This window comes from Streptomyces rubradiris (assembly GCF_016860525.1).
Classification (GTDB): Bacteria; Actinomycetota; Actinomycetes; order Streptomycetales; family Streptomycetaceae; genus Streptomyces; species Streptomyces rubradiris.
The window spans coordinates 5,105,588-5,120,896 of sequence record NZ_BNEA01000015.1 but is presented as its reverse complement, the minus strand read 5'-3'; the positions used below and the strand labels follow the sequence as shown (position 1 = coordinate 5,120,896).

The following is a 15,309-nucleotide window of genomic DNA, read 5'->3' as shown; positions in this document are numbered from 1 at the left end:
GCACCCCCAGCCCCGCGCACCGGCACCGCTCCCCCGTCAGCCGGCCAAGTGCCCCACGTCGTTCCAGTTCTCGATCGCCGGCTCGCCGTACGCCCAGCCCAGGACGGACAGGGACGTGGGGTTCAGCCGGATGCGGGCCGCGAAGTCCAGCGGCAGGCCCAGCCACCGCGCCCCGATCGACCGCAGGATGTGCCCGTGGGCGAAGACCAGGACGTCGCGGTCGGCCGAGCGGGCCCAGGACACCACCTCGTCGGCGCGCGCGGCGACCTCGGCGACGGACTCGCCCTCCGGGACCCCGTCCCGCCAGATCAGCCAGCCCGGCCGGACCGCCTGGATCTCGGCGGGGGTCATCCCCTCGTACGCGCCGTAGTCCCACTCCATGAGCGTGTCCCAGTGCTCGGCCCGCTCGCCGAACCCGGCGAGTTCGCACGTCTCGCGCGCGCGGGAGAGCGGGCTGGTGCGTATCTCCACGTCCGCCAGCCCGTCCAGCGGAGCCCGGTGCAACCGCTCGCCGAGCAGCTTGGCCCCGTGCCGGCCCTCCTCCAGCAGCGGCACATCGGTCCTGCCGGTGTGCTTGCCGGACAGCGACCAGGCCGTCTGTCCGTGCCGGGCCAGCAGGATGCGCGGTGCCATGGGAGACCTCTCCGGAAGGGGTGGCGCCCGTGGGGGGGGAGCCACGGAAGCTACGAGTGTTTTCGGCCCCTCCATCATCACTCACCCCGCCGACAGGCAACCTTGCGGGCGGCCCCGGCGTCTTCCAGGGCCGGACGTGCACCGGGCATGGTCGACCGGCCCCTCATGGGCGCGGTAGGGACACCGTAAAGTGGCACGGTCGCCCGCCGGGGGCGCCAGCACCGCACACAGCAGAAGGGGGAGGGCGATCGGATTGCCGCAGACCGAGACACCGGGCACCGAGGTGGCCCTCCGTCCCCGGCCGCGCTGGTGGACCGAGCTGCCGCTGATCCTGCTGGTCTACGGCTGCTACTCGGCCGGCCGGCTCCTCGCCCGCGGTGACGTCTCCGGCGCCGTCGACCACGGCCTGGCGATCCTGCGCATCGAGAAGGCCCTCCACCTCAACGCCGAGCACCCGCTGAACCGGCTGTTCACCCGGGAGGCCTGGCTCGGCGTGCCGGCCGACTTCTGGTACGCCTCGCTGCACTACCTGGTGACGCCCGCCATCCTGGTGTGGCTCTTCCGCGCACGTGCCCCGCACTACCGGGCCGCGCGCACCTGGCTGCTCACGTCCACCTTCATCGGCCTGATCGGCTTCACCCTGCTGCCGACCTGCCCGCCCCGGCTGCTGGACGCCGGTTACGGCTTCGTGGACACCATGGCGCAGTACAGCTCGTACGGCTGGTGGGGCGGCGAGGCCAGCGCCCCGCGCGGCATGGGCGGCATGACCAACCAGTACGCGGCGATGCCGAGCCTGCACGTGGGCTGGGCGCTGTGGTGCGGGGTTCTGTTGTGGCGCCACGGCGGCACGCGCCTGGCGAGGGTCCTCGGCGTGGTCTACCCGCTGGTGACCGCGATCGTGGTCATGGGCACCGCCAACCACTACCTCCTGGACGCGGTCGCGGGTGTCGCCGTGATGGGCGTCGGCTACCTGCTGGCGCCGCCCCTCATGCGGGCGGTGGACCGGCTCCGCGCCCGGCTGTCGCGCCCCGCCGCCCCGGTCGCTTCCGGCACCGGTTCCCCGATTGTCAGTGCCGGATGCCAGACTTCGGCGGGTGAGCGAATTCCACGGCAGCGCGACTCGCGGCGCGGCCTCGCGGCCGGACCGGACGCCCCCGCCACCGACGCGGGCGAAGGGGCTCCGACACCGGCTCGCTGAGCTGCGCGGTCCCGACGTACCGGCCAAGGCCCTGGACGCCCGCGCCCTCGCGGCGCTCGCCGCGAACCCGGGGTGCGCCCGGCGGGCGATCCTGGACGGCGCCGGGGTGGACAAGGCCCGGCTGGCGAGCGCGCTGGGCGCCCCGTCCGGCTTCGGGCAGTCGCAGTTCGCGCTGACCCGGGGCAACGCGTTCGAGGCGCGGGTGAAGGCGGACGGCGGCGCGGAGCTGCTGCGGCTGGTGCACGCCCGGCTCGACCCGGGCGCCGAACCGCCCGCCGGCGCGGCCGTGCCCGACCTGACCGCGCACGGCCCCGAGGGACGTACGGCCCGTACGGCGCTGGCGCTGCGCGAGGCCACCCGGGCGGGCGGCTGGACGCTGCTGGACCATCCGATGCTCGCCCTGGACGTGGCGGGTTCGCCCGCCTTCCTGGAGCCGGACGCGGTGGTGGTGCACCCGGACGGCGGCTGGTCGGTGGTGGAGATCAAGTCCTTCCCGATGGTGGACGGCGCCGCGGACCCGGCGAAGGTCGGCGCCGCGGCCCGGCAGGCGGCGGTGTACGTGCTGGCGCTGGAACAGGTCGCCGCCCGCCTCGACCCCGTTCCCGAGGTGCGCCACCAGGTGCTGCTGGTGTGCCCGAAGGACTTCTCGAACCTGCCCGCGGGCCGCGCCGTGGACGTCCGCAAGCAGCGCGCGGTCACCGCCCGCCAGCTCGCCCGGCTCACCCGGATCGAGGAGATCGCCGACACCCTGCCCGAGGGCACGTGCTTCGCGCCCGACCGGCCCGCCGAGCAGCTGACGGCCGCGGTGGAGGCGGTGCCGGCGGCCTACGCCCCGGAGTGCCTGTCCGCCTGCGAGCTGGCCTTCCACTGCCGGGAGCGGGCCCGCGCGGCCGGTGCGGTCACCCGGCTGGGCCGGCCCCTGCGGGCCGAGCTGGGCGGCCTGGCCACCGTGGCGGAGGTGCTGTCCGCCGCCCGTGGCGCGAGCGGCGACCCGGCCGACCCGGCGGTGGCGGCGCTGCGCCGGGCGGCGGCCCTGCGCGCGGAGGCCCTGCGGACGGCCGCCGGGCAGCCGGCACCGCTCCCGGCCGACGCCCCGTCGGCGGGCGCCGGGGAGGTGGGCGCGTGTCCCTGATCACCGCCCTCGCCCGGCTGGAGGCCGTGGACAGCGGCCGGGCGCAGCCGACGGCGACGGTCCGGCACCGGCATCTGTCCGACCGCCCGCTGGTGTTCGTGCCGCTCACCACCGCCGGCGAGACCGGCGCCCCGCTCGGCGCGCTGGTCGGCACCGACCGGGACGCGCCCCGGCTGCTGGTCGTGCCGCAGCCCCGGGACCGCGATCTGCGCTTCACGTTCCTCGCCGACCTGGCCGACGTCGTGCTGCCGCACATCGAGTCCTACGCCGACGCCGTGGAGGCGGCCGAGCGCACCGAGACCGACCCGGAGACCGGCAAGCGGGTCAAGGTGGCGGCCGAGCTGTGCGCGGACGCGCCCCAGCTGATCGTCCCGAGCCGCACCGGCCTGGACTTCGTACGGCTGCTGGGCCGCTCGATGCGGTTCCGGCGCACCGCCGAGCAGGACCCGGACGCGCCCTACCCGGCGCCGCCCCGGGTGCCGCTGCTCGGCCGCTGGCTGACCCACTACGGCGAGCGGGCCCGGGTCCCCGGCTCCTCGCTGCTGCTGGCCCTGACCGACGTGCTCTCCCGGCACTGGGCGACCGGCCAGTCCGGCCTGGAGGACGAGCACCTGGGCGCGCTGCTCGCCTGGATCGATCCTCCCGAGGGGCTGTCCGGCGCCGAGGCCGCCCGCCGGGCCGAACTCGCCCGGGACGCCGGCGGCCAGCTGCTGTGCCCGCCGGCCGGTCCCGCCACCGACCCGGCGTTCGACAACAAGCTGCTGGCCCCGGCGATCGAGCGCTACGACCGCGCGCGGACGGCCCTGGCCGCCGCCGAGGACCCGCTGACGGCCGACACCCGGCTGGCCGCGCTCACCGCCGCGGAGCGGGACATCCGCGACCTGGTCGAGAGCCGCACCCGGCCCACCTGGGACGCGGTGTGGCGGGGCCTGGACCTGCTGCGGGCGCTGCCGCCGGGCGCGCACGTGGAGGGACGCTGGACGCGGGACCGCTGGTCGTTCACCGCGCACCGGGACCGGGTGCGCGCCGGCGAGCCGCCGCAGCCGCGCCGGGACGACGCGGTGACGGCGGCGAACAAACTGGCCACGCGCGAGCGGGAGCAGGCCCGGCTGGAGGCGCAGGAGGCGCTGGACGATCCGCTGGTGATGGCCGGGCGGCGGCTGGCCGGGGAGGCGTTCGCGGGCGAGGTCACGGATGTCGTGATGGCGTACGGCGAGGGGAAGCGGCCGAGCCCGCGCCCGCTGGTGACCGTCCGCACCGACGACCTCCCGCACCTCGCGGAGCGGGCGCGGGTGTACCGCTCGCTGGACGGCCGGCCGCAGTCGGCGGAGTTCGTCGGGTACGAGGCGGACGGGGTGCTGACCCTGCGCGTCCTGGACCGGATGGGCCGGGGCAAGGAGCCCGAGCCCGGTTCGGTGCCCGAGAAGGGCGACCGGATCTGCTTCACGCTGTTCGAGCACGAGCAGCGCGGCGGCGCGAAACTGCCCGACCCCGAGGACACCCCGTGGACGCACGGCGGCCCGCCGGGCGAGGCGGCGCCTGAGGCCCCCGACCCCGTCACCGAGGAGGACGTGCTGTGACGACCGTCGACTTCGATCCCGGCACCGCGGCCGGCCGCGCCACCGAGGCGATCCTCCACGACACGCTGCACGGCACCGAGCGGGGTGTGGTGGTGGACTCGCCGCCGGGCGCCGGCAAGTCGACGCTGGTGGTGCGCGCGGCCCTGGAACTCGCCGCCGCGGGCCGCCCGCTGATGGTGGTGGCGCAGACCAACGCCCAGGTCGACGACCTGGTGCTGCGGCTGGCCGAGAAGAACCCGGAGCTGCCCGTCGGCCGGCTGCACAGCAGTGACGCCGACGCCTACGACAAGGCGCTGGACGGCCTGCCGCAGGTGCGCACGTCGGCGAAGGCGGCCGACCTCGCCGGGCTGCCCGTCGTGCTGTCCACCGCGGCGAAGTGGGCGCACGTGAAGGTGGACGAGCCATGGCGGCACGCGATCGTGGACGAGGCGTACCAGATGCGCTCGGACTCCCTGCTCGCCGTGGCCGGCCTGTTCGAGCGGGCGCTGTTCGTGGGCGACCCGGGCCAGCTGGACCCGTTCTCCATCGTGGGCGGCGAGCAGTGGGCGGGGCTGTCGTACGACCCCTCGGCCTCGGCGGTCAGCACGCTGCTGGCCCACAACCCGGGTCTGCCCCAGCACCGGCTGCCGGTGTCCTGGCGGCTGCCGGCGTCGGCGGCTCGCCTGGTGTCGGACGCGTTCTACCCGTACACGCCCTTCCGCAGCGGCACGGCCCACGGTGACCGCCGGCTGGCCTTCGCGGTGCCCTCGGACGGCTCGGGGCCGGACCGGGTGATCGACGAGGCCGCGGAGTCCGGCTGGGGCCTGCTGGAGCTGCCCGCCCGGCACACTCCGCGCACGGACCCGGAGGCGGTGCGGGCGGTGGCGACGGTGGTGCGCCGCCTGCTGGACCGCGGCGGCGCGGCCACGTCCGAGCGCTCCCCCGACCCCGTCCCGCTGACGGCCGACCGGGTCGCCGTGGGCACGGCCCACCGCGACCAGGCGGCGGCGGTCCGGGCGGCCCTGGCCGAGCTGGGCGTCCGGGACGTCACGGTCGACACCGCGAACCGGCTCCAGGGCCGGGAGTACGACGTGACGGTCGTCCTGCACCCGCTCTCCGGCCGGCCCGACGCCACCGCGTTCCACCTGGAGACCGGCCGGCTGTGCGTCCTGGCCTCCCGCCACCGCCACGCCTGCATCATGGTCTGCCGCGCCGGCGTCCCCGACCTCCTGGACGACTACCCCGCCACGGAACCGGTCCAGCTGGGCACCCTGGTGAAGTTCCCGGATGGCTGGGAGGCGAACCACGCGGTGCTCTCCCACCTGACCGAACACCGGGTGGTCTGGCGTCCCTGACCGCCCCTCCGGCACCTGTCCGGCGGACGACCGGTGCGGCACCGCCCAATCCGCCGGACGGAGTCCGGCACGCCGCCGGAGGCGGCCAATGGTCACAGCCCCGGATGGCTGGGAGGCGAACCACGCGGTGCTCTCCCACCTGACCGAACACCGGGTGGTCTGGCAACCCTGACCGACCGCGGTCCTGGGCCAGGTGCGTCGTACCGCGGAATAAACGGGGACTCCCTCCTGTTGGCGCCCGGAGGACAGCGCAGTGCTCGGAACAGGAGGCCATACCGTGGCGGCAGACGAGGTAGACGAGATCAGGGGGGTCACGCGCGGCAGCGCCCCCGCGCCCCTCTCGGTGCTGGACCTGGTGACCGTCGGCGCGGGCAGTACCGCCACCGACGCCCTGCGCACCAGCGTCGCGCTCGCCCGGCTCACCGAATCCCGCGGCTTCCACCGGTACTGGGTCGCCGAGCACCACTCCATGCCCGGCGTGGCCTCCTCCTCCCCCGCCGTGATCCTCGCCCACCTCGCCGCCCACACCGACCGCATCCGGCTCGGCTCGGGCGGCGTCATGCTGCCCAACCACGCCCCGCTGGTGATCGCGGAGCAGTTCGGCACGCTGGAGGCGCTGGCCCCGGGCCGGGTCGACCTGGGGCTGGGGCGGGCGCCGGGCACGGACGGCGCCACCGCCGCGGCCCTGCGCCGTACCGACCGCCTGAACGAGGGTGCCGACGACTTCCCGGAGCAGCTCGCCGAGCTGACCCGGTTCCTGGACGACGACTTCCCCGACGGCCACCCCTACCGGCGCATCCACGCGATCCCGGGTCCCGTGCAGGGCACCTCGCCGGGCGGGACGCAGTCCCCGCACCGCCCGCCGATCTGGCTGCTCGGCTCCTCCGGGTTCAGCGCGCGGCTGGCCGGTCTGCTCGGTCTGCCGTTCGCCTTCGCGCACCACTTCTCCGCGCAGAACACCATCCCGGCCCTGGACCTGTACCGGGAGACCTTCCGGCCGTCCGCCGTCCTTGCCGAGCCGTACGCCCTCATCGGCGTCTCCGCCCTCGCCACGGACGACGCGCGGGAGGCCCGCCGGCAGACCCGGGCGATGGCGCTGAACATGCTCCGGCTGCGCACCGGCCGGCCGGGCCTGTTCCCGGACCCGGCGGAGGCCGAGCGGCACGAGTTCGGCCCGATGGAGGAGGAGTTCATCACCTCCTGGACGGCGAACGTCGTGCACGGCACGGCCGACGAGGTCCGCACCGGCCTGGACGATCTGCACAAGCGCACCGGGGCCGACGAGCTGATGCTGGTCTCGCACGCGCACCGCGGCGAGCTGCGGTTGCGCTCCTACGAACTGATCGCGGACGCCTACGGGTTGCCGACCGCGTAGGTCCGCGCCCCGAGCAGCTCGGAGATACGATCCGGCGGCACCGGGCGGGAGTACAGCCAGCCCTGCCCGGTGTCGCAGCCGATCCGGCGCAGCCGGCTGGCCTGGGCCGAGGTCTCCACGCACTCCGCGGTGACCGTGAGGCCCAGCCGGTGGGCGAGCTGGATCATCGCCTCCACGACGACCTCGTCGGCCGGGTTGGGCATGGCGTCCCGGGCGGCCTCCTCGTACTGGAAGCCCCGGACGAAGGAGCCGTCCAGCTTCAGCGCGGAGACCGGCAGCCGGCTCAGGTAGGCGAGGTTGGAGTAGCCGGTGCCGAAGTCGTCGATGGCGATGCGCACGCCCATGTCGCTGAGCGCCTGGAGGGCCTGGAGCGGGCGGCCCGCCGAGCCCATCACGGCGGACTCGGTCAGCTCCAGCTGGAGCAGGTGCGGGGCGAGCCCGGTCTCGGCGAGGGTCTCGGCGACGTCGGCCACCAGGTCGGAGTCCCACACCTGCCGTACGGCCACGTTGACGCTGACGAAGATGGGCGGTTCGCCGGGGCGGTCGAGCTGCCAGCGGCGGGCCTGCCGGCAGGCGGTGACCAGCGCCCAGCGGCCCAGTTGCACGATCGAGCCGTCCTCCTCGGCCAGTCCGATGAACCGATTCGGCGTGAGCGTGCCGAACTGCGGGTGGTGCCAGCGGATCAGCGCCTCGACGCCGTTGAGCCGGCCGTCCTCCATGGCCACCAGCGGCTGGTACTCCAGGGCGAACTCGCCCCGCTCGATGGCGGGGCGGAGGGTGGAGGACAGGGCCTGTCGGGTCATGCGGTGGGCGTTGCGCTCGGGGTCGAACAGGGTCCAGCGGGCCTTGCCGTCGGCCTTCGCCCAGTACAGCGTCGTGTCGGCGGCCTGCATCAGCCCGGTGGCCGTGGTGCCCGCGGTGTGCCGTTCGACCACGCCGATGGACGCGGTCAGCGACAGCCGCTGCCCGGCGAGGTCGAAGGGTTCCTGGAGGGCCTTGAGCGCGGAGTCGGCCAGGTCGGCGAGTTGTTCGGTGCCGGTGGAGTCCTCCACCAGCAGGGCGAACTCGTCGCCGCCGAGCCGGGCCACCAGAGGAGTGGCGGCGCGGGCGTAGCCGGCCGCGTCGGCGACCCGGGTCAGCCGTCCGGCGACGGCCGAAAGCAGCCGGTCGCCGACGCGGTGGCCGAGGGTGTCGTTGACGGCCTTGAAGCCGTCGAGGTCCAGGTAGCACAGGCCGATCCGGCCGGTGCCGCCCTGTTCGTACGGCTCCGCCTCCAGCGCGGCCGTCAGCCGCTCGAAGAACAGCGTGCGGTTGGGCAGCCGGGTCACCGGGTCGTGCATTAGCAAATGCCGCAGTTGCGCCTGGAGTTCACGGCTGGCGCTGATGTCGGTGACCGACATCAGGGCGCCGGGCTCGCCGCCGCTCAGCGGGGCGAGGGTGATCTGCGCCCACACCGAGTTCCCTCCCGGCTGTTTGAGCCGGCGGGTGCAGCGCAGCCGGGTCTGGCGTCCGCCGAGTACCTCCTGGAAGGCGTGCCGGCCGCGGGCGTCCCCGGCCAGGTCCACCAGGTCGGCGGCGGACCGCCCGACGGCCGTGTCCGCGTCGATGCCGAGCAGTTCGCCGAGGGCGGTGTTGGCGGTGACGACGAGCCCGTCGGGGCCCACGACCGCCATGGCGAGCGGGGCGGTCGCGAAGACACGGTGGTAGGTGGTGTAGTGACTGTGTGTGACGGCTGACCGGTCGAGGTCTGCCGCGGGCGTCGGCCCTTCGGACGTTCCGCTCACCGCTCGCTCCCGCAGTGCACTCGATCTCTGTCCGTGCCGGAAAGTGTGCCGATCATAGAGGCTGGCCCCGGGCCCTTCCAGCCGATGTCCAGTGTCCCGGACGGGGCACGGGTTCTGACAGATCGTTTCTGCCCGCACCTGGGCAGCTTCTTCGGCCCTCCGACAAGTTGTGACGTTCCGTGAATGTTTCCGGATATCGAGCGCCGGGGCGCGCCCGGCGCTCGACGGGCGCGCGCTCACCCTTCTGGTGCAGACAAACAGGGCATAAACCAATGAATACCAGCAATCTGGGTGCGGGTCCCGCGAACCACATCCGGAGGTCACGTCCGTGCCCAAGCTGCGCAGCACCGCCGCCGTGTGCACCACGATGTCGGCGCTCGCCGCGACCTCGATCCTCACCGTCCCGTCGGTCGCCGAGCCGTTCTCCACGGCCCCCTGCGCGCTGCACCGCACCGAGGCCCACCACTCGGAGGGCGTGGACACCTGGAACACCGCCTACCCGCGCCCGGCCGGCGCCCTCGACGCCGTACTGGTGTTCCTGTCGTTCCCCGACTCCGCCCCGCGCACCACCCCGGAGGAGCTGACGGCCGACCACTTCCCGGCCACCTCCGGCTTCTACGCGCAGACCTCCTACGGCAGGTTCACCCTGCGCCCGCACCCGCTGGACCGCTGGCTGCGCATGCCGCGCCCGTCGACGTCGTACGCCATAAGGCGGGACTGGAGCGCCGAGGACCGGGCCGCCTACCTGCGCGACGCGTTCGCCGTGGCCGACAAGGAGGTCGACTTCTCGCGCTACCAGGTCGTCTACCTCGTCGCCGACCCGGACGCGCCCGGGGTCGACTCGGACGCCACGAAGGTGGTGAACCTCGACGCGCCCCTGCGCGCGGACGGCACCGACATCCACCGGGTCGTCACCGTCTTCGAGCACCACCCGCCGGACCGGCTGGTCCTCGCCCACGAGACCGGCCACGTCTTCGACCTGCCCGACCTCTACCACCGCCCGGCCGACGGCAAGGGCGACTGGGACACCCATGTGGGCGACTGGGATCTGATGGGCAGCCAGTTCGGACTCGCGCCCGATCTGCTGGGCTGGCACAAGTGGCGGCTCGGCTGGCTGGATCCGCGCCAGGTGGTGTGCGTGCGCGGTGCCGCGCCGAACCGCCTCACCCTGGAGCCCCTCGCGGCCGGACCCGGCGCCCCCCTGCCGGTCGCCGACGGCGGGTCCGCCTTCGGCCTGGGGCACGGCGTCAAGCTGGCCGTGGTGCGCACCGGGCCGGACAGCGCCCTCGCCTTCGAGGCGCGCGGCCCGGCCGGCGCCGACCGCGGGGCCTGCCGGCAGGGCATCCTGGTCTACCGGGTGCGCGGCGGCGCCGCCTCCGGTGACGGCCCGGTCCAGGTGGTCGACGCCCATCCGCGCACCGAGGCATGCTGGGAGGACTCGGTCTACCCGCCGCTCGCGGACGCCCCGGTCTTCCTCGGCGAGAGCTTCACCGTGCCCCGGGAGGGCGTGCGGGTGGAGGCGGAGGGCAGGACGGCGTCCGGGGCGTGGACGGTGACGATCACTCCGGGGGTGCGCGACTGAGCCCCGCCGGCCCTGTTCGCATGCGAAAGCAGCGAAGCCGTTCGCAGCCGTTCGTATACGAAGACAGCGGGCCGAATTCTTTCGAATTCGGCCCGCTGTCTTTCGCGTGTGCGCCGCCAGGGACTCGAACCCCGGACCCGCTGATTAAGAGTCAGCTGCTCTAACCAACTGAGCTAGCGGCGCCTGCTGACGTCGTAGACATTAGCACCCTGGTCGCGGTGAGGAGAAATCGACGGCCGCCCGGCGGACCGGGCGGCCCCCACGGCCGCCCACAGCAGCACCTCCGGGCCCGGCAGCCAGGGGTGCCGACCGTCCGGGGCGACCAGCCAGCGAGCCGCGCCGGGGGCGTCGTCGCAGCTCAGGGGCGTCAGCGGGGGTACGGTCACGGCGTCGCCCGGGCCGTGGCACAGCAGCGGCGGCACCTCCCGCGCCCGCCGGGTGCCCCACTCCTCCCAGGCCAGCAGGGAGGGCAGCCGCTGCGCGGTGCCGGGGGCGGCGAAGAACAGCGTGCGGCCCCGGAACACCGCGACCGGGCCCGAGCGCGATCCCGCGCCCCACAGCCGGTCCAGCATGCGGCGCCCGAACACCACCGGGGCGCTGACCACGTCGAAGACGGTGCCGCAGGGCAGGACCACGGGGGCGTCCGGGTGCTCCCGCCACAGGGCGAGCGTGCTGCGCGGGTGGGTTCCCGCCGAGGCGAGCCAGGCGACGGCGCCGGGGCTGTCACAGGTCACGTTCGGGGCACTGGTCGTCATGACACCCAGATGTACAGCCCGTCAGCGAGTAGCTGCGCTGAGTTGCGGAAAACCGGGACAGGACGGCCGGGGAGGAGTATCTTGCCCACCCGGCATATGCCCCTGGCGGTCGGGAAGCGACCGCCGTGCCGCGCGCTACAGCGGATCGGCCGACGTCCGCCCGTCGCCCTCCCCGCGCATCAGGTCCCGCCCGAACTCGACCATCTTCTTGGCATAGTCCTCGGTCCACTCCGCCCGCTCGGCGATGTCCGCCGGGGTCAGCCGGTCGAACCGGCGCGGGTCGGCGAGCTGGGCCGCCGCGACGGCCTGGAACTCCACGGCCCGGTCGGCCGCCGCGCGGAACGCCTGGGTCAGCTCCGTCGCCCGGGACAGCAGCTCCCGCGGGTCCTCGATCGACTCCAGGTCGAAGAAGTGCTCGGGGTCCGAGGCCGCCTGCGCGGGCTCGAAGAGCAGGGGCGCGGGGCGTAGCCGCGGTTCGTTGCGACGCGGCGTGGGCTCCGCCATGTCTCGTCTCCTCCTCGTACGGTTCGCCGGCACCGCCTTCGGGTGGGCCACCGTCCATTGTCCCGCGCCCGCGCAAGGGGCCGGCCCGGCGAGGAGGACCGGGACTACACCTGCACGAGCGGCTCCCGGGTGAACAGGCTGCCCAGCGTCGGCGCGTTCACCCGGCGGTCCGCCAGCCGCAGCGCCTCCCAGACCGTGACCTGGCTGGCGGTGAGGACCGGCTTGGACAGGGCCTCCTCCAGTGGGCCGAGGTGGGCGGCGGTGTGCAGGGCCGTGTCCGGCAGCAGGACGGCCTGGGCGTCGTGGGTGTCGGCCGCGCGCGCCAGGGCGAGCACCTCCTCCTGCCCCCAGCCGGCGACCTCGGCCGGGGCGGCGGCGGCCGAGGAGCGTGGGCCGGTCACCTCCAGGCCGCCGGCCCGCAGGAAGTCGGCGAACAGGGCGGTGAGGTCCTCCGGGTAGGCGGCGGCGACGGCGACCCGTCGTACGCCCAGCTCGCGGGCCGCGTGGACGAAGCCGAAGGAGGTGGAGGAGGCGGGCATCCCGGCCAGCCGGGCCAGGGTGCGCACCTGCTCCTGGGCGCCCGCCCAGCCGTGCGCGAAGCCCCCGCCGGCGCTGGCCCACACCACCGTCTCGGCCCCGGTCAGCCGCAGCGCCTCCATCCCCTCGGCGAACCGCTCGGCGGAGCCCAGCGCGCGCAGCGCCGCCGGCTCGCGGGTGTCCTCGCCGGGGTCGGTGTGGATCAGGTCCACCCGGATGTCGCTGCCCAGGAGCTGCTCGATGCGCGGATAGTCGTCCTCGGCACGGTGGCCCGGGTAGAGGAATCCGAGTGCGGTCATGTCCAGCCTTCCTGATGGTGGTCCGGCGGTACGGGCCGTCCCCGGGCAGGCGTGCCCGGCGGGCCCACGGCCCGGGTACCCCGTCGGCGCGGCACCGCGCCTTCGGGCCCGCTGCCGTGTTGACGACGCCGGGCCCGGGTGCGAGCGTGGTCGGTCCGTGCACGGTCCACGCAGGTCAGACCTTCGGGAGCCGCTCCGCATGACACCGTTACCGCCCACCGTGCTGGTCCTCGACGCCGATCCGCCGCCCCGGCTCGGCCGCCTCACCGGACGCGCCCGGATCGTGCGCACGGACGAGGCCCACCTGGCCGAGCGGCTGCCCGCCGCGGACGTCCTGCTGGTGTGGGACTTCACCTCGCACGCGGTGCGCGAGGCGTGGCCCGGGGACGGTCCCCGGCCCCGCTGGGTGCACACGGCGAGCACGGGCGTGGACCATCTGATGTGCCCGGAGCTGGCCGCGTCGGACACGGTGGTGACCAACGCGCGCGGGATCTTCGAGCAGCCGATGGCCGAGTACGTGGCGGCCCTGGTGCTGGCGGTCGCCAAGGACCTGCCGCGCACCCTGGCCCAGCAGCGGGAGCGCACCTGGCGGCACCGGGAGACCCGGCGGGTGGCGGGGACGCACGCGTGCGTGGTCGGCTCGGGCCCCGCGGGCCGGGCGATCGTGCGGGCGCTGAAGGCCCTGGAGGTGCGCACGGCGCTGGTCGGGCGGGTGCCGCGGACCGGGATACACGGCCCGGACGACCTGGACCGGCTGATCGCCCGGGCGGACTGGGTGATAGCGGCGGCCCCGCTGACCGAGCGGACGTACCGCATGTTCGACACGCACCGGTTCGGCGTGATGCAGCCCTCGGCGTTCTTCGTGAACGTCGGCCGGGGCGGCCTGGTGGACGAGGAGGCCCTGGTCCGGGCGCTGGAGCGGCGCTGGATCGCGGGCGCGGCGCTGGACGTGTTCGCCGCCGAACCGCTGCCCGCGGACAGTCCGTTGTGGGAGCTGCCGGGGCTGATCGTGTCCCCGCACATGAGCGGTGACACCTTCGGGTGGCGCGATCGACTCGGTGCGCAGTTCGTCGAGTTGTACGAGCGGTGGGCGGCGGGCAGACCTCTGCCGAACGTGGTCGACAAGACGCGTGGCTATGTGCCCGGTCACTGAAGGCCCCGCCGCCGATCCCCTGGAGGGTGCATGCAGCTCACCGACCTGACCGCCGTCCGGCTCCTGGAGGGTTACCGCACGGGCGAGTTCAGCCCGGTGGAGGTGACCGAGCAGGTGCTGGAGCGGGCCCGGCGGATCCAGCCGGAGGTGAACGCGTTCGTCCGGCTCATGGAGGAGGACGCGCTCGCCCGGGCCCGGGAGTCGGAGGCCCGCTGGCGGCGCGGGGAGCCGGCCGGGCTGCTCGACGGGGTGCCGGTGACGGTCAAGGACCTCCTGCTGCTGCGCGGCCATCCCACCCTGCGCGGCAGCACCACCCTTTCCGAACAGGGGAGTTGGGACGAGGACGCGCCGCCGGTGGCCCGGCTGCGCGAGCACGGCGCGGTGTTCCTCGGCAAGACGACCACGCCCGAGTACGGCTGGAAGGCCGTCACCGACTCCCCGCTGACCGGGGTCACCCGCAACCCCCACGACACCTCGCGCACCGCGGGCGGCTCCAGCGGGGGCGGCGCGGCGGCCGTGGCACTGGGCGCGGGCCCGCTGTCGCTGGGCACGGACGGCGGCGGCAGCATCCGCGTCCCGGCCGCGTTCTGCGGGGTGTTCGGGCTGAAGCCGACGTACGGCAGGGTGCCGCTGTATCCGGCGAGCCCGTTCGGCACGCTGTCGCACACCGGGCCGATGACGCGGGACGCGGCCGACGCGGCCCTGCTGCTCGACGTGATCGGCACGCCCGACCCGCGGGACTGGACGGCGCTGCCGGCCGCGCCGGGCTCGTTCACCGAGGCACTGGCGAAGGGCGTGCGGGGGCTGCGGGTGGCGTACTCGCCGTCGCTGGGCGGGCAGGTGGCGGTCCGGCCGGCGGTGGCGGCGGCGGTACGGCGGGCGGTGGCCCGCCTCGCCGGTCTGGGCGCGTACGTCGAGGAGACCGACCCGGACCTCAGCGACCCGGTGGACGCCTTCCACACCCTGTGGTTCACCGGCGCGGCCCGGCTGACCCAGGACCTGTCGCCGCACCGGCGGCGGCTGCTGGATGCGGGGCTGCGGGAGATCTGCGCGCTGGGCGCCCGGACGAGCGCGCTGGACTACCTGGCCGCGGTGGACGTCCGCGCGCGGCTCGGGCGGCGGATGGGCCGGTTCCACGAGCGCTACGACCTGCTGGTGACGCCGACGGTGCCGGTCACGGCGTTCGCGGCGGGCCGGGAGGTCCCGGAGGGCTCCGCGCACCGCCGCTGGACGGGGTGGACGCCGTTCACGTACCCGTTCAACCTGACCCAGCAGCCGGCGGCGAGCGTGCCGGTGGGCACGGACGGGGACGGTCTGCCGGTCGGGATGCAGATCGTGGCGGCCCGGCACCGGGACGATCTGGTGCTGCGGGCGGCGCACGCGCTGTACGAGGCGCGGGCGGTGGCGCCGGCCGCCACCCCCGTGGTGTGACCCCCGCCGGGC

General features: G+C 75.0%; 13 protein-coding genes and 1 tRNA gene. 8 read left to right on the top strand and 6 right to left on the bottom strand.

All coding sequences use genetic code 11. The features are described 5' to 3' along the window. Window positions 1-36 precede the first annotated feature (36 nt). Entirely contained in the window at window positions 37-633 is a 597-nt protein-coding gene (locus tag Srubr_RS36030) for a histidine phosphatase family protein (RefSeq protein WP_189995774.1), read from the bottom strand. Window positions 634-886: 253 nt separating this feature from the next. On the opposite strand from Srubr_RS36030, the gene Srubr_RS36025 reads away from it, so the two are divergent. The 5 genes from Srubr_RS36025 (at window position 887) to Srubr_RS36005 (ending at window position 7,252) form a co-directional block, all read left to right on the top strand. Then, on the top strand, window positions 887-1,831 hold the full coding sequence (locus Srubr_RS36025) for a phosphatase PAP2 family protein (RefSeq protein WP_189995775.1): 945 nt from the start codon (window positions 887-889) through the stop codon (window positions 1,829-1,831). Continuing rightward, complete coding sequence (locus Srubr_RS36020) at window positions 1,728-2,963, top strand: hypothetical protein (RefSeq protein ID WP_373313520.1); 1,236 nt, start codon at window positions 1,728-1,730, stop codon at window positions 2,961-2,963. Before Srubr_RS36025 ends, Srubr_RS36020 begins: the two co-directional genes overlap by 104 nt. Further along, window positions 2,954-4,543 carry a hypothetical protein gene (locus Srubr_RS36015; protein ID WP_189995777.1) on the top strand — a complete coding sequence of 530 codons (1,590 nt, stop codon included), beginning with the start codon at window positions 2,954-2,956 and terminating at the stop codon, window positions 4,541-4,543. The genes Srubr_RS36020 and Srubr_RS36015 overlap by 10 nt, the downstream gene beginning before the upstream one ends. Next, on the top strand, window positions 4,540-5,877 hold the full coding sequence (locus Srubr_RS36010) for an AAA domain-containing protein (RefSeq protein WP_189995779.1): 1,338 nt from the start codon (window positions 4,540-4,542) through the stop codon (window positions 5,875-5,877). The genes Srubr_RS36015 and Srubr_RS36010 overlap by 4 nt, the downstream gene beginning before the upstream one ends. A gap of 277 nt (window positions 5,878-6,154) precedes the next feature. Next, the gene (locus Srubr_RS36005) at window positions 6,155-7,252 is read left to right on the top strand and encodes an LLM class flavin-dependent oxidoreductase (RefSeq protein ID WP_189995781.1); all 1,098 of its coding nucleotides are present in this window, start codon (window positions 6,155-6,157) and stop codon (window positions 7,250-7,252) included. Here the strand turns inward: Srubr_RS36005 and Srubr_RS36000 are convergent. Next, window positions 7,231-9,036, bottom strand: coding sequence for a putative bifunctional diguanylate cyclase/phosphodiesterase (locus Srubr_RS36000; RefSeq protein WP_189995783.1), 1,806 nt, complete (start codon window positions 9,034-9,036; stop codon window positions 7,231-7,233). The genes Srubr_RS36005 and Srubr_RS36000 overlap by 22 nt on opposite strands. 367 nt (window positions 9,037-9,403) lie before the next feature. Between Srubr_RS36000 and Srubr_RS35995 the strand changes: the two genes are divergently transcribed. Then, window positions 9,404-10,618, top strand: coding sequence for a M6 family metalloprotease domain-containing protein (locus Srubr_RS35995; RefSeq protein ID WP_189996017.1), 1,215 nt, complete (start codon window positions 9,404-9,406; stop codon window positions 10,616-10,618). A gap of 109 nt (window positions 10,619-10,727) precedes the next feature. Here the strand turns inward: Srubr_RS35995 and Srubr_RS35990 are convergent. The 4 genes from Srubr_RS35990 to Srubr_RS35975 form a co-directional block, all read right to left on the bottom strand. After that, window positions 10,728-10,801 (bottom strand) — tRNA-Lys (locus tag Srubr_RS35990). Next, window positions 10,792-11,373 (bottom strand): bifunctional DNA primase/polymerase, encoded by a 582-nt coding sequence (locus Srubr_RS35985; protein ID WP_189995784.1) that lies wholly within the window; start codon window positions 11,371-11,373, stop codon window positions 10,792-10,794. Before Srubr_RS35985 ends, Srubr_RS35990 begins: the two co-directional genes overlap by 10 nt. Window positions 11,374-11,508: 135 nt before the next feature. Beyond that, window positions 11,509-11,877 (bottom strand): hypothetical protein, encoded by a 369-nt coding sequence (locus Srubr_RS35980; RefSeq protein ID WP_189995785.1) that lies wholly within the window; start codon window positions 11,875-11,877, stop codon window positions 11,509-11,511. 104 nt (window positions 11,878-11,981) lie between these two features. Beyond that, window positions 11,982-12,713 carry a maleate cis-trans isomerase family protein gene (locus Srubr_RS35975; protein WP_189995786.1) on the bottom strand — a complete coding sequence of 244 codons (732 nt, stop codon included), beginning with the start codon at window positions 12,711-12,713 and terminating at the stop codon, window positions 11,982-11,984. Window positions 12,714-12,912: 199 nt separating this feature from the next. Here Srubr_RS35975 and Srubr_RS35970 point away from each other — a divergent pair, with 199 nt between their 5' ends. After that, window positions 12,913-13,866 carry a D-2-hydroxyacid dehydrogenase gene (locus Srubr_RS35970; protein ID WP_189995787.1) on the top strand — a complete coding sequence of 318 codons (954 nt, stop codon included), beginning with the start codon at window positions 12,913-12,915 and terminating at the stop codon, window positions 13,864-13,866. A 30-nt stretch (window positions 13,867-13,896) separates the two neighbouring features. Beyond that, on the top strand, window positions 13,897-15,297 hold the full coding sequence (locus Srubr_RS35965) for an amidase (RefSeq protein WP_189995788.1): 1,401 nt from the start codon (window positions 13,897-13,899) through the stop codon (window positions 15,295-15,297). Window positions 15,298-15,309 lie beyond the last annotated feature (12 nt).